Below are 24,703 nucleotides of genomic sequence, written 5' to 3'. Positions count from 1 at the left end.
AGACTGTAAAGAAAAAAGTCTTTACATTCATTTGCAATGCTGGTATATTATTTATGTTAGTTATTTTTAGGAGGAAATTTATTTATGGCAGTTAAAATTCGTATGCGTCGCATGGGTTCAAAACGTAAACCTTTCTACCGTCTTGTTGTTGCTGATTCTCGCGCACCTCGTGATGGCCGTTTCATTCAAGAAGTTGGTTACTACAACCCAATCAGTGATCCTATCCAATTAAAGTTAGACGAAGATGTTATTCTTGACTGGTTACAAAAAGGGGCACAACCTTCTGATACTGTTCGTAACTTACTCTCTTCGAAAGGCATTATGAAGAAGTATCACGAATCACGTTTCGAGAAGAAGTAGTCGACCATGAAGTCAGCAGATGTCAGTGAATTAATCGGCGCAATCGTCAAGCCACTGATCACGATGCCGAATGAATTGGCCATCAATACCGTTGAGGATGAGCGATTTACGACTTTTAATCTCTCACTTGATCGTAAAGATATTGGCCGAATTATCGGCAAACAGGGACGAGTCGCTCAAGCTATTCGTACTTTGATTTACGGCATTCGTTTAGATAATGGCAAGCGGATTCGCTTAAACATTGTAGACAAGTAAGATTCTAGGGCTCATCTCGGTATGAGTCCTTTTATTATGGTGAGGTTTAAAATGGAGAATTATGATGAAGTTGGTCAAGTCGTCACTACCCACGGTCTTAAAGGTGAGGTCAAGGTGATGGTGACAACCGATTTTCCGAAGGAACGTTTCAAGAAGGGCGCCACATTATTCGTGAAGCGTCCGGATGGTTGGCAGCCGTTGCATGTTGCCTCAGCACGTGTCCATAAGGGCATGTATCTGCTGACGTTTACGGAGTATACAGATATTGATGAGGTACAATTCCTACGGCAACAGAAGTTATGGGTCAACGAATCTGACCAACATGAGCTTGCGGCTGGGGAGTATTATTATCGAGATATTGTGGGCATGACGATTATTGATCAGGCGACGAATGAGGCCATTGGTAAAGTTCGTGAGATTTTATCGCCAGGTGCGAATGATGTTTGGGTCGTTGCGCGTCCAGGACAGAAAGATCTCTTATTACCATTTCTAAAGACCGTCATGTTGAAAATTGATGTTGAACACCAAACCACATTAGTAGATATTCCTGAAGGATTAGATGATTGATCATGCAAATCGATATTTTAAGTTTATTTCCAGAAATGTTCGACGCGATGAACTATTCTTTGATTGGCCGTGCTCAAGAAAAAAAACTGCTCAACATTGATGTCACGAACTTTCGTGATTTCACTAAGCGTAAACATCATAGTGTTGATGATACGCCATATGGTGGTGGTGCCGGGATGTTGTTGCAGGTGCAACCAATTGCGGATGCTTTGGCTCATGTTGAAGCATTGCATGGTCAGGCGGAACGAACAATTATTCTGGATCCTGGTGGTCGTCCATTTGATCATCAATACGCGGTTGAGTTAGCTCAGTGCCAGCATCTGACATTTATTTGTGGGCATTACGAAGGTTTCGATCAACGCGTGTATCAGATGGCGACCGATCAAATTTCGTTAGGCGATTATGTCTTAACCGGTGGGGAACTACCTGCAATGGTGATGATTGATGCCATTAGCCGCCAGATTCCTGGTGTTTTAGGTAGTCAAGAGTCTGCGGCCACTGATTCGTTTGCCCAAGGTTTGTTAGAGTATCCCCAATATACGCGTCCAGCGGATTATCAGGGTCAACAGGTGCCTGAGGTATTGACCAATGGCAATCATCAGTTGATTGCTGAATGGCGTTTAAAGGCGGCCGTTTGGCGAACACTTCAACAGCGCCCGGATTTATTGGATCAGATTGAACAAACACCGGAAATTAAACGTCTGGTTCGTGAATTGAATGCGCGTGAGGACTTGTCAGACTTCACCGATCTGTGATAAAATATATTCTTGGAACTGCTGTCGACTGACTTTGCTGTCGGTGGCAGTTCCATAACAACGGTATTCCGCTGTGTTGACCTCATTGCAACATATGAATATCAGTGAAAGAGGAGAAATGATATGAATCCATTGATTCAAGAAATTACCAAGTCACAATTACGTACAGACATCCCAGATTTTCGCCCTGGCGATTCTCTTCGGGTACACGCACGGGTTGTCGAAGGTACGCGTGAACGTATCCAGATTTTCGAAGGCGTTGTGATTAAGCGTCACGGTACCGGCATTAGCCAAACATATACAGTTCGTAAAATCAGTAATGGTGTCGGCGTTGAACGTACTTTCCCAGTTCATAGCCCACGTGTTGCTGAAATTGAAGTGACTCGTCATGGTCGTGTACGTCGTGCAAAATTGTACTACTTACGCGCATTACGAGGCAAGGCAGCTCGTATCAAGGAAGCACGGCGTTAATTCGTCTGCGCCGAAATGGCCTGTCAGGACTGAATCCAATTTTTGGGTTCGGTTTTTTTTTGTTTGAATTGTTTTCATTGGAGATTGCTTGACGCTGAAGATTAGCTACTTGGCGGAAAGTTCGTTATAATTAACAACATGAGACACCAGAGAAGAAACATACTGTGAGGGATTCGATTGAGTTATTCTGAAGAAATGTTAGCCGCCTTGGATGATCAAGATTTAGTTGAGGCTAAGAAGAAATTTGCTTCTGCATTACGTTACGATGATGATGAAACGTTATTTAGCTTGGCTGAAGAGTTGCAAGCTTTGGGGTTTAGTCAGCAGACGCGCCGAATCGCGGACAAGCTGCTCGCAAAATATCCTGATGCAGATGATGTGCGCTTAATTTTGGCAGAGTTGGATATTAGTGATGGTCAAACAGATCAGGCACTCTTGAGATTGGATCAGATTTCGGAGGAGTCGGCGGTTTATCCGCAGAGTTTGTTAAGTGCTGCTGATTTATATCAGTCGATCAACCTGCCAGAAGTTAGTGAACGAAAACTGTTGGAAGCCAAGGTGCTACTCCCAGATGAGCCTGTCGTCGATTTTGCGCTAGGTGAGTTGTATTTGAATCAGGGACGCTATCAAGAGGCCTTAAGTTACTATCAGTCGCTAACAACGCAAGGCGTGGACTTTTTAGCACAAGTCTCGATTCAGCAACGGACAGCAGAAGCTTTGTCTGGGCTGGGTGATTATGAAGAAGCGATTGCCATTGATGAGAAACTGACCGAGAGTATTGCGACGGATGAACAGCTCTTCGAATTGGGAGTGCTCTATCAGCAAACTCATCAAGACGATAAAGCCATCCAGACTTTGACACGTTTACAACAACAAAATTCAGATTACAGTGCACTGTATCGGCCATTGGTACAAAGTCAATCTGAGCTTGGTCGTTACCAACAGGCATTACAAACCGCGCAAGTCGGATTAGGTTATGATGAATTTAACCTTGATCTCTATCGCCTTGGTGCCCAAGCTGCGTTGAAGGTAGGCGCCAAGCATCAAGCAGAAGCGTTACTCAAAAAAGGATTGCAACTCGATCCCGAGGCACAATCCTTACGATTAATGTTAGCACAACATGAACTTGAAACGGGGCAAGACCAAGAAAGCGTTGATTTGTTAGCCGCATTAGCTGATCAAGATGAAGCAGATCCGCAGGTCAACTGGCTTTTAGCACAAGCGTATGATCATCTTGACCAACCAGATCTAGCGAAGCAGAACTACTTCGCCGCTTATCCTAACCTGAAGGATAATTCGCAGTTTATGCGGCAGATGGCAATTTTCTTGCAATCGCAGGCAATGATTCCTGAATTAAAACTTGCCTTGAAGCAATATCTGAAGTTAGTCCCAGATGATGCTGATTTTGAGGTGCTGCTACTCGATCTTGAAGCCGATGATCCTCAGGATTAGTCAGCCTATTTATTGCGTCGTAAGCCTAGGAGATTCCGAGTAGGTTTGCGCAGATACGTGAAGCCTTCACCAACGGCCTCGTGGACCTCATGTATCGAAATGAAGGCATGTGGATCGAGTTTCATGATAATCTTTTTAGCTTGGATCAATTCACTCGGGGCGACGACACAATAAACCACAAGGCGCTTGTCGTGTTGATAGGCGCCCTCTGCGTTTAGAAACGTCGCGCCACGTTCTAGTTCGTTCATTAGTTGTTTCGCAATCGCCTCGGATTGGTCGCTGATGATCAGCATTCCTTTTGCTGAGTAGCTTCCGTCTTGCGTGGCGTCAACGATCCTTGAGAAAACAAAGGATGAGAGCAGGGTGTACATCATGTGCTCAATGTCGAGATAAGTTAATGAAGTTAGCAACACGATCACGTCGATGGCAAGCAATGTTTTACCCATTGGGATACCACGTTCTAGCTCGAGAATGCGAGCAATGACGTCGCTTCCGCCAGTGGTGCCACCGAAGCGATAAATTAAGCCAGAACCAAAGCCGCCAAAGATACCGGCTAGGACGCCCGCAATGAACAGATCATTATGCAGATTAAGTGTTTGGGTAAAGTTAACGCGCTGCCAGATCCAAAGTGAAGCGGAGAGCGCTAGTGTACCATAGATGGTATAGATTAGGCCCTTGCGTCCGAGGAAATGATAACCTAAGATAATCAGTGGGATGTTTAGAATAAGGGTCGAGTAAGCTGGATCAAAATGCCACCAGGCGCGCAAAATCAGAGTAACCCCGGTCATACCGCCTTCAGCCAAATTATTTTTAATATTTACGGCAACTAAACCGAAACCGTAGATCAAAGCCCCTAACGTGATCATGATGAACTCTTTAATTGTCGTGGGCCAATCGAATTTTTCGACGTCAACTTTTTGCATCAGTGTTACCCCTTAATCGTTCGTTGATTTGGCGAAGATCGCCATGAGTTTCAAGAAGCTATTTTCAAGATAATTTTAAAGAAATAGGTGTTCGAATGTATTTACAAGAATTTCCGTCAGAGTTTCAACAAGCCTTACCCATTCTACAGCAGATCGAAGCGCATGGATATGAAGCCTATTTTGTGGGTGGCTCTGTCCGTGATTTCTTATTGGGCAAGGCAATTGCAGATGTCGATATTGCCACTAGCGCCTTTCCAGCTGAAATCAAACAGATTTTTCCAAAGACGATCGATACTGGAATCAAGCATGGTACCGTGACCGTTCTCGTCGATGGCATCGGTTATGAGGTCACGACGTTTAGAACAGAATCTGGTTATCAAGACTTTCGACGACCCGATCACGTGACATTTGTGCGTTCACTTCAACAAGACCTGCAACGACGGGATTTCACTATTAATGCATTAGCAGTGCGTGCAGATGGTCTAATCATCGATGATTATCACGGTCTGAATGATCTTGCAGCCCAAGAAATTCGTGCAGTTGGAATCGCCGATGAACGCTTTCACGAAGATGCCTTGCGAATGATGAGAGCGGTTCGATTTGCAAGCCAACTAGGGTTTACGATTACTGCAGATACTTATACCAGCTTACTACATAATGCGCCATTATTGCAAAAAATCGCAGTCGAGCGCATCCATACGGAATTTGTTAAAATGATGTTGGGCAAAGATTGGCGAATTGGCTGGCAATTATTTGTCGACAGCGGATTGATCAAGCAAACGCCGTTCTTTAAGGCAAATGAGCTGAAGTTCCCACGGTTCACAACGTCGAAATCGACATTAAAACTGCTTGATGAGCCGGCAATTTGGGTCTTATTGGCAGAAGGGTTAAACTTAACATCAACACAACTTAAACAGTTACTCCTCGGATGGAAGTCCGCAAATGATGTTATTGCGGAGAGTTTAAGGACGTTAACGTTTAGTCGCCAATTGCAGGTAACGACCGCATTAACGGCTAAGCAGCTTTATCAGGCAGATACGCAGATCATCGAACGGGCCGCAACAATTTGGCCGCTATTGCAATGGTCCGCCGACTTTGATCAGATTGCGCTTGATTATCAGCAATTACCAATCAAGAATCGGCATGAATTACAGCTGAACGGCGTTGATTTGATTCAAAAAGTGAAGCTCAATCCTGGGCCACAAATTGGGGACTGGCTAGATCGAGCTGAAACTGCAGTGGTTGAAGGACGGATTGAAAACCAGAACGCAACGCTTATTCAATGGGTCCAGCAGCAAAGCCGTTGACTCTTATCAATTATTCTGCAGCAGTCATCGTTTACATTAAAAGGTGGAACAACAAATGACAATCAACACGAACGAAGAAACCTATCTTCATTTTATGAAGACGGTTTTGGAAAAAGGACATCAAAAGAACGATCGCACGCAGACAGGGACTTATAGTCTGTTCGGCTATCAAATGAGATTTAATTTGCAAGCAGGGTTCCCATTGTTAACGACCAAACGTGTGCCTTTTGGCTTGATCAAAAGTGAATTGTTATGGTTCTTACGTGGGGATACCAATATTCGTTTCTTACTCGAGCATCATAATCACATTTGGGATGAATGGGCGTTTCAACAATATGTGCGTTCAACTGAGTATCAAGGGCCAGACATGACGGATTTCGGTCATCGTGCCCTGCGTGACCCTCAATTTGCAGCTGCCTATCAAGAACAGCACGAGCTATTCTGTCAACGTATCCTGACAGATGACCAATTTGCAGCCAAATACGGCGAATTGGGTCCAATCTATGGACGACAGTGGCGTGCATGGCGGACCTCACAGCAGCAAACGATTGATCAGTTACAAGGTGTGATCGACCAAATTAAAACTAATCCTGATTCACGCCGCTTGATTGTTTCGGCTTGGAATCCAGAAGATATTCCCACGATGGCCTTACCGCCTTGCCATACGCTCTTTCAATTCTATGTGAATGATGGTCGACTATCCCTGCAATTGTACCAACGAAGTGCAGATATTTTTCTAGGCGTGCCCTTTAATATCGCAAGCTATGCCTTATTGACGCACCTGGTCGCAAAACAAACCGGTTTAGAGGTCGGTGAGTTTATTCACACATTTGGAGATGCGCATATTTACGATAATCACGTTGAACAAGTGAAGCTTCAATTAGAACGTCCGATCCATGCCGCGCCTAGACTGCAGCTGACTTCAGAAGTGCGCAGTGACCTTAGTGACTATCAAATGAAGGACATTCAACTCTTAGACTATCAACCCGAATCTAGCATTAAGGCGCCGATTGCCGTTTAGTTGTGCAGACTTCTCGGAGTCGGATGATCAGCGAAAGTGAGTGGATGAAACGATGTTAAGTTATATTTGGGCCGAAGATCGAACAGGCGTCATCGGTGATCGTGGCCGATTACCGTGGCACCTCCCAACGGAAATGCATCATTTTACGGTCTTAACAACAGGTCACCCAATCATTATGGGAGCTAGAACGTTTCGTTCTTTTCCAAAAGGGCCGTTGCCGAATCGACGTAATCTTGTTCTGACGCATCAACCCGCGCATCTTCTTGGTCAGGGGATTGAAGTGATTCATGATGTCGAGTCAATTTATCGCATGATAGATGCCGAACCGGCGGAAGAATTTTTTGTGATCGGGGGGAATTCGTTGTTTGAATCGCTGCTGCCATTGGTGGATAAACTCTATCAAACCCAAATTGACCACGATTACCGTGGTGATGTGCGCATGATACCGATTCCTTGGAATCAGTTCGAACTCGTGAGACAAAGACAATTGCCAGCCGATGGACAGACACCAGCCCTTACTTTTAACGAGTATCGACGGATCAAAGGTAAAAGCAAAGTCGAACTTTAAAAATCGTCAACTGATTTTTTTGTGGGGAATTTCTAATGTCCATGTTATAATGAGAAATGTTACCGATTTTAATTGAATATAGCAGGTACGTTTAGGCGTGATAATTATCGTTGTTAGGGGAAGTACGAGGGAGTTTTGACAACGTCACCAACAACTTGATCGTGAACGTACATGGCGCTTTGAACAAGTGAATATTTAGGTATTTCGATCCAACTTATCGGAAGGAAGTCTAGGCATGACAAGCAAAATCAAAATCGTGACCGATTCGTCGGTGCAATTATCTGCAGAAGAAATTAAACAATATGAGATTCATATCGTTCCGCTGACGATTGTGATTGATAAAATGATTTATACAGATGGCGTCAACCTGACGCGGCCAGAATTTATGTCAAAGATGGCGGCGGCTAAAAACTTGCCACAGACAAGTCAGCCTTCAATTGGCACGTTCATGGATATGTACGATGAGCTCTCGGCAGATGGCAGTGAAATTTTGTCGATCCATATGTCTAAGACCTTAAGTGGCACCGTTAACGCAGCCCGCCAAGCGGCACAGATTTCTAAGGCAAAAGTCACGGTAGTCGATAGTGAGTTCATCGATCGTGCGACGGCATTTCAGGTGATGGTTGCCGCGCAATTAGCTCAAGCGGGCAAATCTGTCGATGAAATTATTGCAGCCATGCAAGAGGTTAAAAACCACACTCAATTGTATCTTTCTGTCACCAATTTAACGAACTTAGTTAAGGGTGGTCGTCTTAGTCGGGTTTCCGGAATTTTGTCCTCACTATTAAATATCAAGGTTGTCTTGCAGTTCCATGATAATACCCTCGAACCGATTCACAAGGGCCGTGGGATGAAGATAATCAATAATTTTTATCGAGAGCTCATTGAGCAGATGCAAAAATTAGGTCATCCTATTAAGATGATTGGAATTTCTCACGCGGATGCTTTGCCAAGTGCGCAACAAGTGCAAGCCCAATTGCAGGTGATCTTTCCTGACGTCGCGATTCTAGTTGCGCCGACGAGTCCAGTTGTTGCAACGCATACTGGCGCTGGTGCAATGGCGGTTATGTTCTATACCGAGTAATCAAAAAGTGGGACGATATCGTGTCCCACTTTTTTTAGTCGTATCTGACGATAGACGTTGTTATTTATTTATGGGTGGTGAATCAATTGAAAAAAATGACAAAAGTGCTGTTGATGGTGTTGGTCGTGCTGGTTGTTGCAGGGGGCACTTATGTCGGCCTCAACCAATGGCTGAAGACGCCTAATTTCAAAACGACCCAGGCTAAATCAATTCAGCAGCAAGCACAGAAAAAAATAAAGAAAAGCGTCCATTTGACGGCAATTGGGGATTCGCTGACCTTCGGCGTGGGTGATGCCACATCGAGTGGCGGTTATGTTCCACTGATCAAAAAAGAGATTGAGTTAAGCGACCAAACTTCGTTAACGACTCAAAATTTTGGCGTGAGCGGAGATACCTCTGTTCAAATTTTGAAACGTATTCAGAAGCAAAAAAAGGTGCAGGCGGGACTCGCCGCTGCAGATTTAATTACGATGACTGTGGGTGCTAACGATCTGATGCATACCATTCGTAATAATATTTCCGATATCGATCTGGCAAAGGTCAATACGGCGAGCGCAACTTACAGGAAACATCTGAAACAATTGCTCACTGCGATTCGTTCAGAAAATCCGAAAGCACCCATCGTCGTTGCCAGTATCTATGATCCATTTTATGTCTTCTTTCCCAAATTGACGGCATTACAACAAGGGATGACCAAATGGAATGAGACAACACAATCTGTTCTCAAAACGTTCGATCATACCTATTATGTCGATATTGATGGTGTCATGACCCAGCCTAAAGGATCGGTGTTGGCAACTGGCAAGAAGAATCAAACGGCTAGCAATCCATTCTTATACACCACCGATCACTTTCACCCGAATAATCGGGGCTACCAAGCCATCGCAAATCAATTGATCAAGCAGATTCAGTCAATCAAGTCGACTTGGCTTTATGAAAAATAACGCTGAAGTCATCGGCGAGGAGGTTTTATGATGCAAGAACATAATAAGCGAGAAACTCGTCAGATCCACGCGGTAAACGTCTGGAAGTGGCTCTTCCTGGTTTTACTTGGCCTACTTTTAGGAACCGGTGCGTTCTTAGGAACCAAGTTGTTGAAGACGCCAACGCCAACGACGAGCGCGAAGACAGTCTCACGCGCAAATGATCCAGTATTTACGGTTGAAATGACTAAGGATCAGGTTAATCGACTGATCGATTATTATTTAAAACACTACTTGAAGAACGATGCGCTGAAGTATCAGATCTCGCTTTCTGACACGGCTATTCTTTCTGGACAGTTCAAGTTTCTTGGCGCCAAGATTCCGTTCACGCTCAGCATGGATCCCTTCGTATTGGAAAATGGTGATGTGCAGCTGAAGGCGAAGAAGTTAGCCGTTGGCGCGCTTCCGGTGAACGTCAGTACCGTCCTTAATTTTGTTGGCAACGATTATCATCTGCCCAAATGGGTGGCGCTCGACACCAAGAAAGAAACAATTACGCTGCATCTCAGCAAATTTAAAACTGAGAATGGCATGAGTTTTCGAGCCGATCATATTGATTTAGACGCCGACAAGATTGATTTCAGTGCTTTTTTAGCAAAATAGATGCCATTTGATTTGCTTATAATGAATAGGAGACTCGCATGGAATTACGACGTTCTTTTTATCAATATTTAATGACTCAACGCAATCCGAATAGTCATGATGAAGTTGCCGAATTTGCAAACAACGCTTTTTTTGATCAGACCTTTCCCAAGCAGGAGAAGGATTATGATCGACTCTCGCGCTATTTAGAATTGAACGGTAATTATCTTCCTAGCATGACCGTATTCGATCTTGCATATCAACACTATCTTGATAGTGAAGCCTAGGTGAAATAATTTGAGCACAAAAAACGAAACAGAAAAAAATGAGCCATTAGTTTCCGATGAACCTGCCAATGATGCGAAGGAAGCCCCAGTCATTCATTCAAGCAAACCACACTCACCGAAACGTTTCACGCGTCTGACCTACTGGTTTAGTTTATTATGCGCGTTGTGTGTGGGACTTATTCTTGGCGTTCTCCTGATGTTGACCCGCCTTCAAGGCACGATTAGTACTAACGCCGAACTAAGTCAGGTAATCAATGTCTACCACAATATTCAGGATAATTATTATCAAAAGGTCAGCAAGAAGAAACTCATCAATGGTGCAATCGACGGGATGCTGACCAGCTTGGATGATCCGTTTTCACAATATTTGCAGAGCGATGAATCGACCAGTCTGAACGATTCTGTCTCTGGTTCATTTCAGGGAATCGGTGCTGAAGTTCAGCAAGGCAAGAATGCCATCGAAATTGTGTCACCAATCAAGAATTCTCCCGCAGCCAAAGCTGGTTTGAAGTCTAAAGACTTGATTCTTGCCATCAACTCGAAATCTACCGCTAAGATGACTGTCGACCAGGCGGTCAGCCAAATTCGAGGCGCCTCAGGAAGCACTGTGACATTGAAGATTCAACGGGGAACTAAGACGTTCAACGTGACGGTCAAACGAGCGAGAGTCGATCAGGCAACGGTTAATGGCGAGTCACTTGCCGGCGATCGCACCATTGGGCACATCCAGGTGACGACCTTTGCCGAAAACACGACTAGTGGGATGAAGCATGTCATCAAATCGCTGCGTAAACAGGGAGCAAAGAAATTTATTATCGATGTTCGCGGCAATCCCGGTGGTCTGATGAATGCGGCGTTATCGCTGAGCAGTCTCTTTTTGAAAAACAAACAAGTCATTATGCGTGTTGATAATCGTCAGGGTAGTGAAGAAGTCTATCGCGCCGGAAAGAAGTACGATAATGGGTTCAAGGTAACCGAGCCCGTCGAGATTCTCGTCGATAACGGCAGTGCCAGTGCGTCAGAAATCTTCAGCGCTGCACTTCAAGAGAACGGCCGTGCCAAATTGGTGGGTTCAAAGACCTATGGTAAGGGGACTGTTCAAACTGTCGTCCCATTATCAAGCGAGAGTGAAATGAAATTTACGGTCGCCAAATGGTTGACACCAAATAAAACTTGGATCAATAAAAAGGGAATTACACCTGATATTAAGGCGGATTATCCAGCGCTGGCTAACTATGCCTTAATTTCCAGTGATGAAACCCTGAAACCAGGTGCGGTTGGTAATGAGGTGAAATTATTACAGGAAAATCTGCACGATCTCGGTTATGAAGTGAAGGAAACTGGTCTCTACGATCAACAACTCGTCAATGCAGTCAAGCAAGTTCAGACCAAAGCTAAATTTGCCGATCCAACCGGTGAGTTTGACGAAAAGACGCGAGACGCACTCTATCGCGAGGTTAGTGTTTACCTTCTGAATCATGACAACGCATTGAATGCCGCCGTGAAGGACATTCAAAAGTAATCCTGAGGTTGAAATCTATTTGGGTGCATGTTGAAGTCTATAATTCGCAAAAAATGTAGGTAACTTCTGATGATCGGCTGACCATCACGGTTCCTACATTTTTTATCATTATCGCCACACACGGTTAATTGCGTACGCCAGATCGATGATTGTTTCCGACTCTCGAGATCAGCCCGTGCGTTTTTTAATTAGAATCCGTGATACGCTTCAAACTTGCTTTCAAAATGTTAAAATAGAACTTATTCAACTGTACTTAAACCGCGTTCGAAGTTAAACTTGGCAGGAGCTATTTTGATGACAAACAGGACGTGATCAATTCGTACTCGAAACGATAAATAATGATGTTAGCTTTCGAGATGAAAGGAGTTCCAACACATGGCAACAATTCAATGGTTTCCTGGTCACATGGCCAAGGCCCGCAGAGAAATTCAAGAACAATTAAAATTAGTCGATCTGGTGATCGAGATCACGGATGCGCGTATTCCGGAGAGTTCTCGAAATCCAATGTTGAACGAATTGGTTCAACAGAAGGCGCATCTGTTAGTCTTGAACAAGATTGATTTGGCGGATGATAAAATGACACGCGCTTGGCGGCAATATTATGAGAATGAAGGTCTTGCGGTTTTGACCGCTGATTCACAGCACAAACAACCGCTCGAACCGCTTCTCAAAGTTGCAAATGAACTCTTAAAGGACAAACTTGAGCGACAACATGAACGAGGAATCAAGTCTTCGGTGATTCGGGCCATGTGTATTGGCATTCCTAATTCGGGCAAGTCAACATTTCTGAACCGATTAGTCGGACGTAATGTGGCCGTGACCGGTAACCGTCCCGGTGTCACTAAGAATCAAAATTGGCTGAAGACGAAACAGAATTTAGAGATTTTAGACACACCGGGTGTTTTGTGGCCGAAGTTTGAAGACGAATTAATTGGACAACGCCTGGCACTGACAGGCGCAATCAAAGAAGGACTCTATCATGTCGATGATATCGCGTTGTTCGCGCTACACTTTCTCAAGTTGAGCTATCCGCAGGTGCTTCCGAAAGTATACGGGTTGACTGAAGCGCAATTGTCACTGGATGATCCAGATCTATTACTCGCTATGACGAAAAAATTTGGTTATCGGGATGATTATGAGAAAATGTCGACGAAACTGATTCTCGATTATCGGAAGGGCCATCTGGGACGCCTGACGCTCGAGCAACCACCTGTTGATGCTGAGGTGACGAAATAGTGGCAAGCGAGTCGATTGCTGAAATCAAGGCTGAATTATTGTCGTCACCTAGTTTGGCACGTTTAGAGGCACTGGCAGGCGATCCGCGGAAGGGCGTTCAACTAGCCCTGAAGCAATTTGAACAACGTCAGCGACGCCTGCAAGCCCGCCAACAGGCTGCTGAGCAACGCCTCCAATTCGAAAGAAGTCTATGGTCAGACTATCCGTTAATTGCCGGTATCGATGAAGTTGGACGAGGACCGCTTGCCGGTCCTGTCGTAACGGCAGCCGTAATTTTACCACATGACTTTGAGTTACTGGACGTTAATGACTCCAAGCAATTATCTGCTAAAAAACGTGAGGCGCTTTACTTGCAGATTGTGGGGATGGCAATTGATCTCAGTATCGGTATTTGCGATGCACAGACGATCGATCGAGAGAATATTTATCATGCGACCGAACTGGCAATGGCACAGGCTGTCCATAATCTCCATTTCCAACCACAATATTTATTAGTTGACGCGATGACCGTTCCTGTTGAGTTACCACAACGGAAATTGATCAAGGGTGATCAAAAGTCTGCTAGCATTGCGGCCGCCAGTATTGTTGCCAAGCAGGTTCGTGATCATTTGATGACGATGTATGATCGTGTTTATCCTGGCTATGATTTTGCGGATAATGCGGGCTACGGTACTCAAAAACATTTGGCTGGGCTCGCAAACTTAGGACCAACGCCAATTCATCGTCACAGCTTTAGCCCGGTTCAGCAGTATTTGTAATATGAATTGAAGACGAATCAAATCTAAATAGAGGCTTAGATATTGCTCTGAGTCATTCAATGTGAAGAATGTTTATTTAAAGTAATCAGTTTCGCGATGACAAGAAGACGCCTTGAAAGTGGGGGCGTCTTTTTTAGTCGTCCTCGACGGCTGGATTATTCCATTTCAGCCGCTTTAGAAGCACTGACCGTGGGTGAAACATGCGCTTTTGAGTTTGTTGTTGCTGGTGAGTCGAGTCGCTGGTGTAACTTTTTGTTTTCGTTGTGATAATACACTTGTTGATTCTCAAGAAACATCACCCGTTGCTGATAATAATTCTCCATGCAGCCGATTAGGAGCAGAATCAATGTGAGCGCCGTCAAGGTGAGCAGGGTGATGCTGCCGGCAACTTTGTTACGTCGTGTCATCTGACACCTCCTTGAGGACCGGTTCGATGAGGAATGTTGTCACAATTGTTTTTGATTGACCGAAACGTTTTAGCGTGATCGTCAATAGAGGTGCGCGATAGTTGAAGTGGCAGTCTTGTACATTAGCCCAAAGTGGCATGTAACCTTCGCCACTCTGATTTGAAACGACGACTTCATTTCTCTCCTGACGATAGGCGACTTTGTAGGCAACCGGCTTGCCATTCGCATTGGTCCCCTTGTAGTAAAAGCAGTCATCGTAACGACCTGGTTCGCCACGAACATCGGCCATATCTTGTTCCAGTTGAATGATTGCAACTTCCGGTGATTGCCGACTATCTTTGATTTTGTCCGCGAGGGAGCGGCTTGTGTGGGTCAATTCTAACAATAATTGACAAGCCAAGACGAGAATTAGTAAGCTAAAGGCGGTTTCCAGTAGTGTAAATGCGTTTAGTCTGGTCGTAGCGCCTCTATGTGTCATTTTGAATAACCCATTCACGTTCTGCAATTTCCTGCTTATATTGTCGATTCTTGGTTATCTCGCGGTCTACCTTGATTTGGGAGGCTTTAACGTTGGCTTCACCTTGAAGCATCGTCTGTGAAAGATACAAGCTCATCGTACATAGACTAAATAGACATAAACAACTTTCGGCCAGTAGAAATCCACGCGTTTGTTTCTTGGATTGACTATTTCTCATCTAAACGCCCCCAATGCATCTGTGCAGTTAATGATGTGGTCTTCTGACCAGATTTGAATTCGATGATTTGTGGCTTGAGTAGATTGCCGTTTCTGATGTTGATCACAGGACTGCCGTTTTTAGGCTGAATGGTCATTTGTTTCGGATAGCGCACGTAGCGACACCACTTTCCGTTGCCACTGAGAAAGCGGACGTAACCTTTACTCTGATAGAAGCTGATTGCCACTATGGTGTGTCTGGTTAGACTGTAGCTGAGTGCGTTATCCCATGTCTCTTTAAAATGGTTGATGACCATGTGTTCTTGCCAGTCTTGGAATTGTACGGGTTGATAACGTCCGCCAAGCACCAATGCACCAGAAATTAAGAATAACGTTAAGCTCATCTCTAGTAAGGTAAATCCAGATGGACGCTTATTTCTTGGCGCCATTGATTGTTACTTCTCCGGTCAAGTGATCAATGGTCATGCCAATCGTATCTATTTTTTCTTTTTGAGCGGCAGAAATGTATTTTTCAGTGAGCAACTCTTCAACCGTTGGAATTTTTTCTTTTTCACTCTGATAGAGCATGACCTGGGTTTCCATATTTTTAACGAATGCACCGTTAACTTTGCTATCGGCGTTATTTTTTTGATGGTTCAAATTTGGCAGCATCACCAACAACAACAGTGAAATAATCAGCAGAACTAGACTCATTTCAATTAAGGTAAAAGCGCGACGTTTACGGGAGCTTAATTGTTTTTTCATGGCTTAAAATCCTCTCATAATTTGATAAATAGGCAGTAAAATTTGTAAATATAAAACCGCGATGATGACGGCGATGACGATGAAAAGTAATGGCTGAACCTGCTCAATCAGTCTTTTCAGATTGCGATTGAGGCTGTGAAAGTTACGCTGGGCTAGAATTTGTAATTCCATGGCTTGAAATTGTCGCTCTTCACCTTTCGCTAATAAAATTAACAGCTCGTTGGGTAAGAGAGGTTCGCGATGTATAATCTTGCGAAGATCTTGTCCAGCGTTGATCTCGTCTTCAACTTTACGGGCTAAAAAAACCTGAAGTGATTTGGAATCGAATTTGCTGACATAACCCAGAATTTCTTGCAGGGACAAGCCACTCTGAATCAAATGGGCGAGATCTGTGAACAAGAGATAATGATAATAGGATGACCAAATCTGATGAACGATCGGCATTTTGAGATGATAATAGCGACGCTTTTCGATTGGCAACTTGATCCAAAAGATAGTCAGCATTAATAACAGTGCCAATCCGACAACAATCGGCCAGAAGGTTTGACGTTGGCTAGTTTGTTCTGGCATCAGACTATTGAGTTGTGGCTTTAAAACCAGTTGAATAAACGCCAGTAGCGCCATCATCATGATAATCAAAAAAATAGGATAGGCGAGCAATCCTCGTAATTGCTTGCTTTGTTCCTGGCGTTCTCTCAAAAATTGCGCGTTCTCACGACAACATGTGGCCAAGTTCCCATGCGCTTCGGCAATTTCCAGCTGAGTGATCAAATTTGGCTGGCGAACTAATGGCGCCATGGCTTGTGCGAGAGGCTGACCTTCTTTGAACGCATCTGCGAGGAGGCCGACTTGTGGCTGAGAGAGGACTTTTAGTGACGGTGCCAAAACAAGCACATTCTGGACTGGGTAGCCGTTTTTGAGTAGCTCGCCACATAACTCTAAAAATTCGGTCAGTTGCTCGGCTTTGAGTGGACGTGGTTTAACCGAATTGATACTGGTCAAAGGTATGTTCGGTGATTTCTCCATGTCGTTGCGCCTCCTTTAGATCTGTTTGCCAATGCGATAGAAATGACGTTGGGTGTTCGATCAATTCAACCAATTGATTGGGTAACAACACGTCCAATATTACTTTCACCTGATTCATCGAAGTGAGCAGTAGTCGTTGATAGCAACAACTTGTTAGTGCGTTGAGTAGGGCAGACTTGCTGACGCCTAAGCCCAACATTCGCTGAATTACTCCGCCGGATGTGCGCGCATGAATCGTCGCCAGTACCAAGTGACCACTCAGTGCGGCTTGGACGGCCATCTCTGCGGTTTCTGTATCGCGTATCTCTCCAATAATGAGAATATCTGGGCGCAGGCGCAGGCTGATTTTGAGCAATTCTGCGTAACTCATTTTTGCGGCTTCATTAACTTGTAACTGGGTGAATTGGTCGACAACAATTTCGGTGGGATCCTCAATTGTCATCACCAGTTGTTGTTGACTTAACTCTTGTGCAAGGTGATACATTAATGTCGTCTTGCCAGAACCCGTTGGACCAGCAAATAAAAACAGTCCTCGTTGTGGTAGTAATGCCTGTAACTCATGGTACCGTTGCGGATTGATGAACAGAAAATCACCGTCCGTCACTTGGCGAACAAGCAGTCGGATAACCAGCGTTTCGTGATTTAAATAATCACCGACACTTGCTAAACGTAAATCGACAGTGCCGTGATCCGTTTGATAATGCCAGGCGCCAATCTGTGGCCGGCGATGCTCGCTCAGATCCATCTGAGCGTTGAACTTAAAATAGTTGATCAATCCTTGTGCATGCGCGACAGACAATTGGTCAATCAGGCGTGTTGCTGCTGTTGAACGTCCGAAAAGTTGCCAGCCGCTTGTTGCAGGTTTGAAAAACAAATCACTGTACTGGCAGTCTATGCCGAGCGCGATTAATTGTTGGGCATCATTTGCAATCGTCACAATTTCACCTCCTTCACTCTCTAGTTACCCCGAATGAGTTAGAATTCCCCGCTATCTTTTGAAGTCGTTGTCTTGGAAGTGTAAATCATCTTGCTCGAGTGAGATGCAATCATCTGTTGGAAGATGTCAACTTGGATAGCACTCTGAAAATGCTTGCATATCTTAAAACTTATCGGTAAAATTGTTCGTAGGTGTGAGTGATTGGAGTGAAGCTTTTGGAACCACAAAAAATACAGCAACTTTATCAGCAACTCGATCAATCAGTGGGTGTCTTACAAACCAATTTGAAGAGTACTTATGTGGATGCCTTGACGGAAACCTTGGATAACTTGATTCGTCAGGAAGTGCACGTTGAAAATGGTGCGCCAACTGCTGACGTCGTGACTCAATTAACGCAGGCATACGCAGGTATGGACTTACAGGCGCTCACTAACGCCGAAAGGTTCAATTTGATCCAGCTCTTGCTAGTGCGCGCGCAAAAAGCCGATCGCCTGCATGCTAATCTGCAGGCGACACCCAATGCGGTTGGGTTATTATTCAGTTTGTTAGTCAATACGTTCATCTCAACGGAACAAAAAGAGCTGACAATTGTTGATCCAGTCGTTGGTGCTGGCAATTTGTTATTTGCTATTGCGCAACAATTGGCGTTTGAACAACGACAGCTGAATCTTTATGGCATCGACAATAACGAAGACCTGCTCTCATTGGCATCGACATTCAGTGAGCTGTTAGGAAAAGCCGTGACATTTTTGCACCAAGATGCGTTGACGCCTTGGTTGCTGAACCAGCAGCCAGATGTTGTGGTTGCTGACTTACCGGTCGGTTATTATCCGGTTGATTCTCGCGCAGAGAAGTTTGAATTGCGAGAGAAGAGTGGCCATTCTTTTGCCCATGATCTGTTGATCGAACAAAGTATGAAGTCGCTCAAGTCAGGCGGGCTTGGCCTCTTCATCGTGCCGGCTAATTTATTCCAACAATCTAATGGTGCTGACCTGACCCACTGGTTAACGACAAAGGTTTATTTACAAGCGGTGATCAGTTTACCTGCTAAAGTTTTCGAAGCGGATGTTGCTGAAAAAGCAATTTTAGTCTTGCAGAATCATGGCGGCCAGGCAAGACAGGCGAAAGAGGTCTTATTGACGAGCGCACCAGATACACAGCAGATCAGCGCGTTGCGCGAATTTTCGGTTCAATTACAGACTTGGGCACAACAAAACTTTGCTTAGATTATCTTTTGAACCAAGCTACAATCATTTCATGAGTGCTTCAGTCAGTATTGTGTGTTTACATGTTAATTCATGCTAGGCCGATTTAAGTTCGGTCGCCTCAGACGAGATCAGTGAATGGAATAGGAGAATATTAAATGGTTAAAATTTTAGCGGTCAATGCGGGGAGTTCAACTTTCAAGTGGAAGCTGTTTGAAATGCCACAGGAACAAGAAATTGCGTCGGGAATGGTCGATCGTTTAGGCTTGCCTGGTTCGACTTTCTCGGTGAAGTTTAATGGCAAGAAGACCAAAGATAAGGTAGACGTTCCGACGCAAGAAGTAGCCGTGAATATGCTGTTACACCGTTTATTCGATACGGGCATTATCAAAGACGTTGATGAAATTAAAGGTGTCGGCCACCGTGTCGTTGCGGGTGGTGAATTCTTTAAAGAATCCGCTGAAGTAACACCGGAGAATCTCCAGAAAATCATTGATCTCGGTGATTATGCACCCTTACACAATCCGAATGAGGCAAAAGGGATCCAGGCCTTTGAACATCAACTGCCAAATGCAAAAGAAGTCGCGGTTTTTGATACGTCTTTCCACACGTCAATGCCAGAAGAAAACTACCTTTACAGCGTACCGATGGATTACTATCGTCGCTTTGGCGCACGAAAATATGGCGCACACGGCACGAGTCATCGCTACGTTTCTCAACGTGCTGCAGAAATTTTGAAGGTTTCGTTGAAGAAGCAACGGATGATCACGATGCATTTAGGTAGTGGGGCTTCGATTACAGCAATTAAGAACGGCAAGTCTTTCGACACGTCAATGGGCTTCACGCCACTTGCTGGAGTTACGATGAGTACGCGTTCGGGTGATATTGATGCATCGTTAGTGGCTTATCTGATGAAAAAGCTAGAGATCACGGACATGGATGACATGATCGAGATTCTGAATCAGAAATCCGGCTTACTAGGTTTATCTGGTTTGTCGCCGGATATGCGTGATTTGATTGCTACTCGCGACGATCGGCCTGAATCTGCGTTGGCAATCAAAATTTTTGTCAATCGTATCGTCAAGTATATTGGTAGTTATGTCGCAGAAATGGGCGGCGTGGACACGCTGGTCTTCACTGCAGGTATGGGAGAAGGCTCGGTGCCGGTTCGTAAGATGATCGTTGATAGTCTTGGTTTTATCGGTGCGAAACTCGACGAAAAAGCCAATGATGTGATGGCCGAGGAGCGAATTATCTCAGCACCAGATTCTAAGGTCAAAATTTTGATTGTGCCAACGAACGAAGAGTTGATGATCGTTCGCGATACGTGCAAGATTACCGGTTTAGCTTAATAAGGAGCAGTTATGGCACAACTATATTTGTGGTTACTGGCATTCATTGCCATTTTTGATCTTGTGGTCTTGGTTCTGAATCTAACTCGCTTACGTTATCGGACGCGTTTTTCCCGGCTTCGCTTGGTGATCGGACTCGTTTTAGCGGCGTTGCTGATCACGGGTATTTTTCGTCCGAGTGCTGTGGATCTGACCGATAAATTAATGCTGCTGATCTTTGCGTTGACCGCTGTAACTTGGGCTGTGATTCGTAAGGGGGTCGGGGAAACTTATGTGCTACTCTCTTTGGGAACGGCAGGCTTGATGGATTGGCGTAACTTCAAATCGTACGTCGTCGAATCCACCACGGCCAACAGCGTGACAATTAACTTCACGAATTATCTCAAACGTACGCGAACATTGACGTTACTTGGTGATTCTCATGAGATTCAAAGTTTTATCCAGACAAAAATGACTCAAAAACGTTAAAGACAATAAAAAAACTGGTCAACTTCCGAAATGATTGAGGAGGTTGATCAGTTTTTGTTTGAAGATCAGTGACCGATGGTTGGAGATTGATTTAGCGGTCGAATAAACCTAACAGGTCATCGTCGTCGATGAAAGGGAGAAACGCGTGAAACGTGTTGTTGCGAACCTCAGCATCGTGAATCTCTGGCAATCTATCTCTGAGATAATCGACAATGTTCTCAGAATCGACAAATGGTGCAAGTGACTTCAGGGTATCCAACTGTTCAGGATATTTATCAGCGACGCGATCGAAGAGATCGTCAACCTGATCATCATCTAGAAATGGTGCAAAAGTCGTGAGACTCTTGAAGTCGGTGATGCGATGACTCATCAGGGTATCATAGATAGCGTCCGTGTCTACGAATGGCAACAGTTCTTGTAATTGTTTCTGCGAGAAACGTGAATCCGCCCATAGTTGCGAGAAGGTTTCACCGTTGGCATCTTCATCGCGGAAAGGCGCTAATTTGATGAGTGTTGGCAAACTATCAGGTAGTTGGTTGAGCAGTTTATCTTGGATAAATTCCTCTAGATCATCTTCATCAAGATATGGCGCAATACCAGGTAATTCTTCCACAAAATCGGGACTGCTGTCTAATGCGCGCAGCATTTCAATTAACGTCTCGTCAGAGAGGTAAGGTGCAATCTCCTTTAATTGATGCAGTGTGATTGGGTGGTGGCCGATTTTTTCTTCGACTTGTTTGGGCTTCATAACTGGTGCCGCATCAATCACAGTTTCAATCGGGAGTGGCGCTTCAGGATCTTGAATTTTCTGAATAGTTTGTTCACCGGATTCGGATCCTAAAAGGTCATTGATGGAGATACCTAAGACCTCCGCCAGTGTCGCGTATTTATCAATGTCAGGCATCGATTGACTACGTTCCCAATTGCTGACGGCTTGATAGCTGACGCCTAAGCGATCGGCGAGCTCCATTTGGGTCATATTTTTGGCTTTGCGTGCGTCCGCAATTCTCTTGCTCAGACGATTTGAATTAAAAATAATCATGTGAATTCCTCCAGCATTTCTAAATGTATTTTTGCGTTTTAGTCATGACTTGAAAACATTATCAGTTTATGGCAGTGCCCCATAAATGTCTATCAAGTATCGCTCGAGCAGCGTCTTTATTTAAAAATCAACAACTCAAGCGTTAGTTGAGTTGTTGATTTGACGCGGTTATGAGTTGCTTTTTATTCGGAAAGTCTGTGGTGCACGTCGAGAGATAATAACGGCACCGATGACGACGTACGCGAAAGCCACGAGGGCTAAAATCAAGGCGTAACGATAAGTGCCAGTTGCAATTCGGAGGTTGAGGTAACTGATCCAATAGAGGATCCCAGAGACCACCTTGTATATCGGGTTGACGACATGCATGTCGCCTGTAAAAGGTTGGAGCAGATAGTAAACAAATAATTCATGGAACGAAAATAACAGTGTGAGGCTCACTAGTACTAGGGCCAACAAGCGTAGAATGGGCCACGAGAGACCAGAATTGGAAACACGCATCACGAGCACAAGCATTAACCAAGTTAGTCCAGAGATAGCACCGTTATAACGCAGAACTTGTCCGAACCGATAGAAGAGGCCTGCACGAATCACATGACTCTCTCGATAAAACGGATAGTATAACATGGCACGATCACAATTTACAAAGCACATTTGGACAATGTTTTTACCATAGGAGGCAAGATACATGAGAAAAAAGAGCGCGGGGATGGTTTTGATAAAATCCGCTGACGTGGTGTGTACCACACCCAAAGCTTCCGCAATCGTCAGTCCAATACCAATGATCGAAATCAATTCGAGGCGTATCAAAAATCCTTTCCGCAAAACGGGTCGGTAACGTTTAAAGAGTAACTGATTGATGCTTTGATTGCCATTGAGGGCTGTCATTGAAGGTTGATCGGGCGCGAGTTTGAGTTCTTTTTGTAAAGTCAGTCCTTCTGCGAGATATTTATTGTCCTTTTCATTCTCAACCCCAGTTGTTTCTGGCTGGTCACTCTCAATCAGATAGGTGATATAAGTCGTATTAGAGGTATGTTTGCGCACCCCAAAATAGCCCAATATCAATAATACCATCAGACCAGTGACTGGATAGGTCCCCAGGAGAAGTGGTGCCTGTTGATAATCTTGGAAAATGAGGAAAGCGATCATCAAGATGACGAGTGGCACAAACCACAAGAGTTCAAGGTAGGATTGGTTATGACCATGATATTTTTGCGCGACGAGTCGTTCACGTCCTTCACCCGCTAAGCTGAGTGCAAGTAGGGCGCCATAACTGTTCCAAAGTAACGTTGATGAGACCGGCGTGAATATTGCAAGTAAGATGAAACTCGGCAAGTAGCTGACCATTGTGAGTGCCAGATCTAGATAGCTCTGGCCGGCAAAGAAGCTAAAGCGGTCCAGTCTAAATGCGGTCATTGTCTCTGAACTCTGTTTGTCAATCGAACGGAATAGACTCGTTAGACCATGTGCCAACACCGGGGAAAGAATAAACCAGAAGCCAATCGTCAAATCAAGTGTTGCGGTGTTTTTACTGAATAAAGAGGCTGAATGATTAAACAGACCATTATCTAGAAGCGTCGCACCTAGGTAGCAAATCCCCAGTGTGAGGGCGGCACTAAATGGTCTCCAAATCAGCTGCAATCCAAGTAGGACACCATTCCAGACTGTCTTGAGGGCGATGGCATTATAGAAGCGGTTAGGCAGATGTTTGCCAATTAACGGCAGTTTTTGTAAAAAGTCATAGATGCCGTTCAGTTTTTTTACACGTGCGATTTTTTGAACGAAGATATAATCTCGTAATACGACGCTAATCTTCATCTGCTGATGCCTCCGAATCGGTCTTATCACTTAACATTGAAACCACTCGAGCTTCGAAGTAGCTCGTATGAATGTGCTTCGAGTCGACAGGTTGGAGTTGGTGATCATGAAGCAACACGATTTCATCGCAAAGTTCCTGCGCCAGCTCAAGAATATGAGTCGAGAAGATAATAATGGCATCTTTTTTGAGACTTAGAATGAAGTCTTTCATTTGTTTGGCTGCGACGGGATCGAAGCTTGTGAGCGGCTCGTCTAACAATAAAACGGGAGGATTCACGATTAATGAAACTAGCATCTGGACCTTATTCTGCATACCCGTCGAATAATCTCGAAGCAAACGCGTTTGGGCTTTCTGATCGATACCCACCTGAGTTAAGTGGGCCTTCGCGGAAATGTCGGGGTCTCTTAGACGTTCGCGATTAACGGCCATAAAGTAGGTAATGAACTCCAAACCGGTTAGAAAACTAGGTAAATGTGGTGTTGCATAGACATAGCTAATGTCTAATGGATTGTAGTCGTGCCAATCTTGCTCGTTTTCACCCATCAAAATTTCACCATTGTTCCAAGTTAAGTCCTTGGCAATGCAATTAAACAAAGTTGTCTTGCCGGCACCATTGCGTCCGAGTAAGCCGTAAATTTTACCAGACTCGAAGGTATAGTTGACCCGATCAAGAACAACTTGATCATTGAATGCTTTTGTTAAATCTTTGACGACTAATTCCATCTGAATCCCTCCCACTGTTAAGCCTAGTATATCAAAGATGGCGCTTGCTGTGATACATCTGACAATATTGTAAGGTTACTCGGCTGCGGACAATGATAGTCGGTAATATTTCAGTTCTCGAAGAACTTTGTTATAATTAAGGCTGAAACTGATGGGTT

30 protein-coding genes are annotated in these 24,703 nt (G+C 44.5%); 19 read left to right on the top strand and 11 right to left on the bottom strand.

Annotation, left to right across the window (positions count from 1 at the left end; all coding sequences use genetic code 11):
• Window positions 1–84 precede the first annotated feature (84 nt).
• The 6 genes from rpsP (at window position 85) to FC15_RS00850 (ending at window position 3,860) form a co-directional block, all read left to right on the top strand.
• Entirely contained in the window at window positions 85–360 is a 276-nt protein-coding gene (rpsP, locus tag FC15_RS00875) for a 30S ribosomal protein S16 (protein WP_057822980.1), read from the top strand.
• A gap of 6 nt (window positions 361–366) precedes the next feature.
• Window positions 367–615, top strand: coding sequence for a KH domain-containing protein (locus FC15_RS00870; protein ID WP_057822978.1), 249 nt, complete (start codon window positions 367–369; stop codon window positions 613–615).
• 51 nt (window positions 616–666) lie between these two features.
• Window positions 667–1,182 carry a ribosome maturation factor RimM gene (gene rimM, locus FC15_RS00865; RefSeq protein ID WP_057822976.1) on the top strand — a complete coding sequence of 172 codons (516 nt, stop codon included), beginning with the start codon at window positions 667–669 and terminating at the stop codon, window positions 1,180–1,182.
• A gap of 2 nt (window positions 1,183–1,184) precedes the next feature.
• Window positions 1,185–1,937, top strand: coding sequence for a tRNA (guanosine(37)-N1)-methyltransferase TrmD (gene trmD, locus FC15_RS00860; RefSeq protein WP_057823113.1), 753 nt, complete (start codon window positions 1,185–1,187; stop codon window positions 1,935–1,937).
• A gap of 123 nt (window positions 1,938–2,060) precedes the next feature.
• On the top strand, window positions 2,061–2,408 hold the full coding sequence (rplS, locus tag FC15_RS00855) for a 50S ribosomal protein L19 (RefSeq protein ID WP_057822973.1): 348 nt from the start codon (window positions 2,061–2,063) through the stop codon (window positions 2,406–2,408).
• Between the two features lie 177 nt (window positions 2,409–2,585).
• Window positions 2,586–3,860 carry a tetratricopeptide repeat protein gene (locus tag FC15_RS00850; RefSeq protein ID WP_057822971.1) on the top strand — a complete coding sequence of 425 codons (1,275 nt, stop codon included), beginning with the start codon at window positions 2,586–2,588 and terminating at the stop codon, window positions 3,858–3,860.
• A gap of 5 nt (window positions 3,861–3,865) precedes the next feature.
• Here the strand turns inward: FC15_RS00850 and FC15_RS00845 are convergent, their stop codons facing one another.
• Complete coding sequence (locus FC15_RS00845) at window positions 3,866–4,783, bottom strand: YitT family protein (protein WP_057822969.1); 918 nt, start codon at window positions 4,781–4,783, stop codon at window positions 3,866–3,868.
• A 95-nt stretch (window positions 4,784–4,878) separates the two neighbouring features.
• Between FC15_RS00845 and FC15_RS00840 the strand changes: the two genes are divergently transcribed.
• The 10 genes from FC15_RS00840 to FC15_RS00795 all read left to right on the top strand — a co-directional run bounded on the left by FC15_RS00840 (window position 4,879) and on the right by FC15_RS00795 (window position 14,131).
• On the top strand, window positions 4,879–6,090 hold the full coding sequence (locus tag FC15_RS00840; RefSeq protein ID WP_057822967.1) for a CCA tRNA nucleotidyltransferase: 1,212 nt from the start codon (window positions 4,879–4,881) through the stop codon (window positions 6,088–6,090).
• A 55-nt stretch (window positions 6,091–6,145) separates the two neighbouring features.
• Window positions 6,146–7,111, top strand: coding sequence for a thymidylate synthase (locus FC15_RS00835; protein ID WP_057822965.1), 966 nt, complete (start codon window positions 6,146–6,148; stop codon window positions 7,109–7,111).
• Window positions 7,112–7,163: 52 nt separating this feature from the next.
• Entirely contained in the window at window positions 7,164–7,679 is a 516-nt protein-coding gene (locus tag FC15_RS00830) for a dihydrofolate reductase (protein WP_057822963.1), read from the top strand.
• A gap of 235 nt (window positions 7,680–7,914) precedes the next feature.
• The gene (locus FC15_RS00825; protein WP_057822961.1) at window positions 7,915–8,763 is read left to right on the top strand and encodes a DegV family protein; all 849 of its coding nucleotides are present in this window, start codon (window positions 7,915–7,917) and stop codon (window positions 8,761–8,763) included.
• A gap of 95 nt (window positions 8,764–8,858) precedes the next feature.
• Window positions 8,859–9,707, top strand: coding sequence for an SGNH/GDSL hydrolase family protein (locus tag FC15_RS00820; RefSeq protein ID WP_235803301.1), 849 nt, complete (start codon window positions 8,859–8,861; stop codon window positions 9,705–9,707).
• A 30-nt stretch (window positions 9,708–9,737) separates the two neighbouring features.
• On the top strand, window positions 9,738–10,349 hold the full coding sequence (locus FC15_RS00815) for a YpmS family protein (protein ID WP_057822957.1): 612 nt from the start codon (window positions 9,738–9,740) through the stop codon (window positions 10,347–10,349).
• Between the two features lie 38 nt (window positions 10,350–10,387).
• The gene (locus tag FC15_RS00810; RefSeq protein ID WP_057822955.1) at window positions 10,388–10,615 is read left to right on the top strand and encodes a YozE family protein; all 228 of its coding nucleotides are present in this window, start codon (window positions 10,388–10,390) and stop codon (window positions 10,613–10,615) included.
• Window positions 10,616–10,625: 10 nt separating this feature from the next.
• Entirely contained in the window at window positions 10,626–12,137 is a 1,512-nt protein-coding gene (locus FC15_RS00805) for a S41 family peptidase (protein ID WP_083479017.1), read from the top strand.
• Window positions 12,138–12,512: 375 nt separating this feature from the next.
• Complete coding sequence (gene ylqF / locus FC15_RS00800) at window positions 12,513–13,373, top strand: ribosome biogenesis GTPase YlqF (RefSeq protein WP_057822953.1); 861 nt, start codon at window positions 12,513–12,515, stop codon at window positions 13,371–13,373.
• On the top strand, window positions 13,373–14,131 hold the full coding sequence (locus FC15_RS00795; RefSeq protein ID WP_057822951.1) for a ribonuclease HII: 759 nt from the start codon (window positions 13,373–13,375) through the stop codon (window positions 14,129–14,131). Before ylqF ends, FC15_RS00795 begins: the two co-directional genes overlap by 1 nt.
• A 155-nt stretch (window positions 14,132–14,286) precedes the next feature.
• Here the strand turns inward: FC15_RS00795 and FC15_RS00790 are convergent, their stop codons facing one another.
• The 7 genes from FC15_RS00790 to comGA are packed head-to-tail and all read right to left on the bottom strand — an operon-like array spanning window position 14,287 to window position 17,939.
• Window positions 14,287–14,538 (bottom strand): hypothetical protein, encoded by a 252-nt coding sequence (locus tag FC15_RS00790; RefSeq protein ID WP_057822948.1) that lies wholly within the window; start codon window positions 14,536–14,538, stop codon window positions 14,287–14,289.
• Window positions 14,525–15,016, bottom strand: coding sequence for a hypothetical protein (locus tag FC15_RS00785; protein WP_057822946.1), 492 nt, complete (start codon window positions 15,014–15,016; stop codon window positions 14,525–14,527). Before FC15_RS00785 ends, FC15_RS00790 begins: the two co-directional genes overlap by 14 nt.
• On the bottom strand, window positions 15,006–15,233 hold the full coding sequence (locus tag FC15_RS00780) for a hypothetical protein (protein ID WP_057822944.1): 228 nt from the start codon (window positions 15,231–15,233) through the stop codon (window positions 15,006–15,008). Before FC15_RS00780 ends, FC15_RS00785 begins: the two co-directional genes overlap by 11 nt.
• Window positions 15,223–15,660: a prepilin-type N-terminal cleavage/methylation domain-containing protein gene (locus FC15_RS00775; RefSeq protein WP_057822941.1), complete on the bottom strand. Its 438-nt coding sequence runs from the start codon at window positions 15,658–15,660 to the stop codon at window positions 15,223–15,225. The genes FC15_RS00780 and FC15_RS00775 overlap by 11 nt, the downstream gene beginning before the upstream one ends.
• On the bottom strand, window positions 15,644–15,976 hold the full coding sequence (gene comGC / locus FC15_RS00770) for a competence type IV pilus major pilin ComGC (protein WP_083479016.1): 333 nt from the start codon (window positions 15,974–15,976) through the stop codon (window positions 15,644–15,646). The genes FC15_RS00775 and comGC overlap by 17 nt, the downstream gene beginning before the upstream one ends.
• A gap of 3 nt (window positions 15,977–15,979) precedes the next feature.
• On the bottom strand, window positions 15,980–17,002 hold the full coding sequence (locus FC15_RS00765; protein WP_057822939.1) for a type II secretion system F family protein: 1,023 nt from the start codon (window positions 17,000–17,002) through the stop codon (window positions 15,980–15,982).
• Window positions 16,956–17,939 carry a competence type IV pilus ATPase ComGA gene (gene comGA / locus FC15_RS00760; RefSeq protein ID WP_057822937.1) on the bottom strand — a complete coding sequence of 328 codons (984 nt, stop codon included), beginning with the start codon at window positions 17,937–17,939 and terminating at the stop codon, window positions 16,956–16,958. The genes FC15_RS00765 and comGA overlap by 47 nt, the downstream gene beginning before the upstream one ends.
• Window positions 17,940–18,154: 215 nt before the next feature.
• Between comGA and FC15_RS00755 the strand changes: the two genes are divergently transcribed.
• From FC15_RS00755 to FC15_RS00745, 3 genes are all read left to right on the top strand, one after another.
• Complete coding sequence (locus FC15_RS00755; protein WP_057822935.1) at window positions 18,155–19,165, top strand: class I SAM-dependent methyltransferase; 1,011 nt, start codon at window positions 18,155–18,157, stop codon at window positions 19,163–19,165.
• A gap of 137 nt (window positions 19,166–19,302) precedes the next feature.
• A complete protein-coding gene (locus FC15_RS00750; protein WP_057822934.1) occupies window positions 19,303–20,496 on the top strand; it encodes an acetate/propionate family kinase in 1,194 nt (397 codons plus the stop codon).
• 12 nt (window positions 20,497–20,508) lie between these two features.
• Window positions 20,509–20,964, top strand: coding sequence for a hypothetical protein (locus tag FC15_RS00745; RefSeq protein ID WP_057822932.1), 456 nt, complete (start codon window positions 20,509–20,511; stop codon window positions 20,962–20,964).
• 91 nt (window positions 20,965–21,055) lie between these two features.
• Here the strand turns inward: FC15_RS00745 and FC15_RS00740 are convergent, their stop codons facing one another.
• The 3 genes from FC15_RS00740 to FC15_RS00730 form a co-directional block, all read right to left on the bottom strand.
• Window positions 21,056–22,006, bottom strand: coding sequence for a helix-turn-helix domain-containing protein (locus FC15_RS00740; protein WP_057822929.1), 951 nt, complete (start codon window positions 22,004–22,006; stop codon window positions 21,056–21,058).
• 168 nt (window positions 22,007–22,174) lie between these two features.
• Window positions 22,175–23,821: a hypothetical protein gene (locus FC15_RS00735; RefSeq protein WP_057822927.1), complete on the bottom strand. Its 1,647-nt coding sequence runs from the start codon at window positions 23,819–23,821 to the stop codon at window positions 22,175–22,177.
• Entirely contained in the window at window positions 23,811–24,545 is a 735-nt protein-coding gene (locus FC15_RS00730; protein ID WP_057822925.1) for an ABC transporter ATP-binding protein, read from the bottom strand. The genes FC15_RS00735 and FC15_RS00730 overlap by 11 nt, the downstream gene beginning before the upstream one ends.
• Window positions 24,546–24,703 lie beyond the last annotated feature (158 nt).

Origin of the sequence: Lapidilactobacillus concavus DSM 17758 (assembly GCF_001435835.1) — a bacterium.
GTDB lineage: Bacteria > Bacillota > Bacilli > Lactobacillales > Lactobacillaceae > Lapidilactobacillus > Lapidilactobacillus concavus.
This window is presented reverse-complemented; position numbering and strand designations above follow the sequence as displayed.

Bases quoted from the DNA above. Each gene is read 5' to 3' on its own strand.
- rpsP (WP_057822980.1), top strand. From the start codon at position 85: ATGGCAGTTAAAATTCGTATGCGTCGCATGGGTTCAAAACGTAAACCT.
- FC15_RS00870 (WP_057822978.1), top strand. From the start codon at position 367: ATGAAGTCAGCAGATGTCAGTGAATTAATCGGCGCAATCGTCAAGCCA.
- rimM (WP_057822976.1), top strand. From the start codon at position 667: ATGGAGAATTATGATGAAGTTGGTCAAGTCGTCACTACCCACGGTCTT.
- trmD (WP_057823113.1), top strand. From the start codon at position 1,185: ATGCAAATCGATATTTTAAGTTTATTTCCAGAAATGTTCGACGCGATG.
- rplS (WP_057822973.1), top strand. From the start codon at position 2,061: ATGAATCCATTGATTCAAGAAATTACCAAGTCACAATTACGTACAGAC.
- FC15_RS00845 (WP_057822969.1), bottom strand. From the start codon at position 4,783: ATGCAAAAAGTTGACGTCGAAAAATTCGATTGGCCCACGACAATTAAA.
- FC15_RS00840 (WP_057822967.1), top strand. From the start codon at position 4,879: ATGTATTTACAAGAATTTCCGTCAGAGTTTCAACAAGCCTTACCCATT.
- FC15_RS00835 (WP_057822965.1), top strand. From the start codon at position 6,146: ATGACAATCAACACGAACGAAGAAACCTATCTTCATTTTATGAAGACG.
- FC15_RS00830 (WP_057822963.1), top strand. From the start codon at position 7,164: ATGTTAAGTTATATTTGGGCCGAAGATCGAACAGGCGTCATCGGTGAT.
- FC15_RS00825 (WP_057822961.1), top strand. From the start codon at position 7,915: ATGACAAGCAAAATCAAAATCGTGACCGATTCGTCGGTGCAATTATCT.
- FC15_RS00820 (WP_235803301.1), top strand. From the start codon at position 8,859: ATGACAAAAGTGCTGTTGATGGTGTTGGTCGTGCTGGTTGTTGCAGGG.
- FC15_RS00815 (WP_057822957.1), top strand. From the start codon at position 9,738: ATGCAAGAACATAATAAGCGAGAAACTCGTCAGATCCACGCGGTAAAC.
- FC15_RS00810 (WP_057822955.1), top strand. From the start codon at position 10,388: ATGGAATTACGACGTTCTTTTTATCAATATTTAATGACTCAACGCAAT.
- ylqF (WP_057822953.1), top strand. From the start codon at position 12,513: ATGGCAACAATTCAATGGTTTCCTGGTCACATGGCCAAGGCCCGCAGA.
- FC15_RS00790 (WP_057822948.1), bottom strand. From the start codon at position 14,538: ATGACACGACGTAACAAAGTTGCCGGCAGCATCACCCTGCTCACCTTG.
- FC15_RS00785 (WP_057822946.1), bottom strand. From the start codon at position 15,016: ATGACACATAGAGGCGCTACGACCAGACTAAACGCATTTACACTACTG.
- FC15_RS00780 (WP_057822944.1), bottom strand. From the start codon at position 15,233: ATGAGAAATAGTCAATCCAAGAAACAAACGCGTGGATTTCTACTGGCC.
- FC15_RS00775 (WP_057822941.1), bottom strand. From the start codon at position 15,660: ATGGCGCCAAGAAATAAGCGTCCATCTGGATTTACCTTACTAGAGATG.
- comGC (WP_083479016.1), bottom strand. From the start codon at position 15,976: ATGAAAAAACAATTAAGCTCCCGTAAACGTCGCGCTTTTACCTTAATT.
- FC15_RS00765 (WP_057822939.1), bottom strand. From the start codon at position 17,002: ATGGAGAAATCACCGAACATACCTTTGACCAGTATCAATTCGGTTAAA.
- FC15_RS00750 (WP_057822934.1), top strand. From the start codon at position 19,303: ATGGTTAAAATTTTAGCGGTCAATGCGGGGAGTTCAACTTTCAAGTGG.
- FC15_RS00745 (WP_057822932.1), top strand. From the start codon at position 20,509: ATGGCACAACTATATTTGTGGTTACTGGCATTCATTGCCATTTTTGAT.
- FC15_RS00740 (WP_057822929.1), bottom strand. From the start codon at position 22,006: ATGATTATTTTTAATTCAAATCGTCTGAGCAAGAGAATTGCGGACGCA.
- FC15_RS00735 (WP_057822927.1), bottom strand. From the start codon at position 23,821: ATGAAGATTAGCGTCGTATTACGAGATTATATCTTCGTTCAAAAAATC.
- FC15_RS00730 (WP_057822925.1), bottom strand. From the start codon at position 24,545: ATGGAATTAGTCGTCAAAGATTTAACAAAAGCATTCAATGATCAAGTT.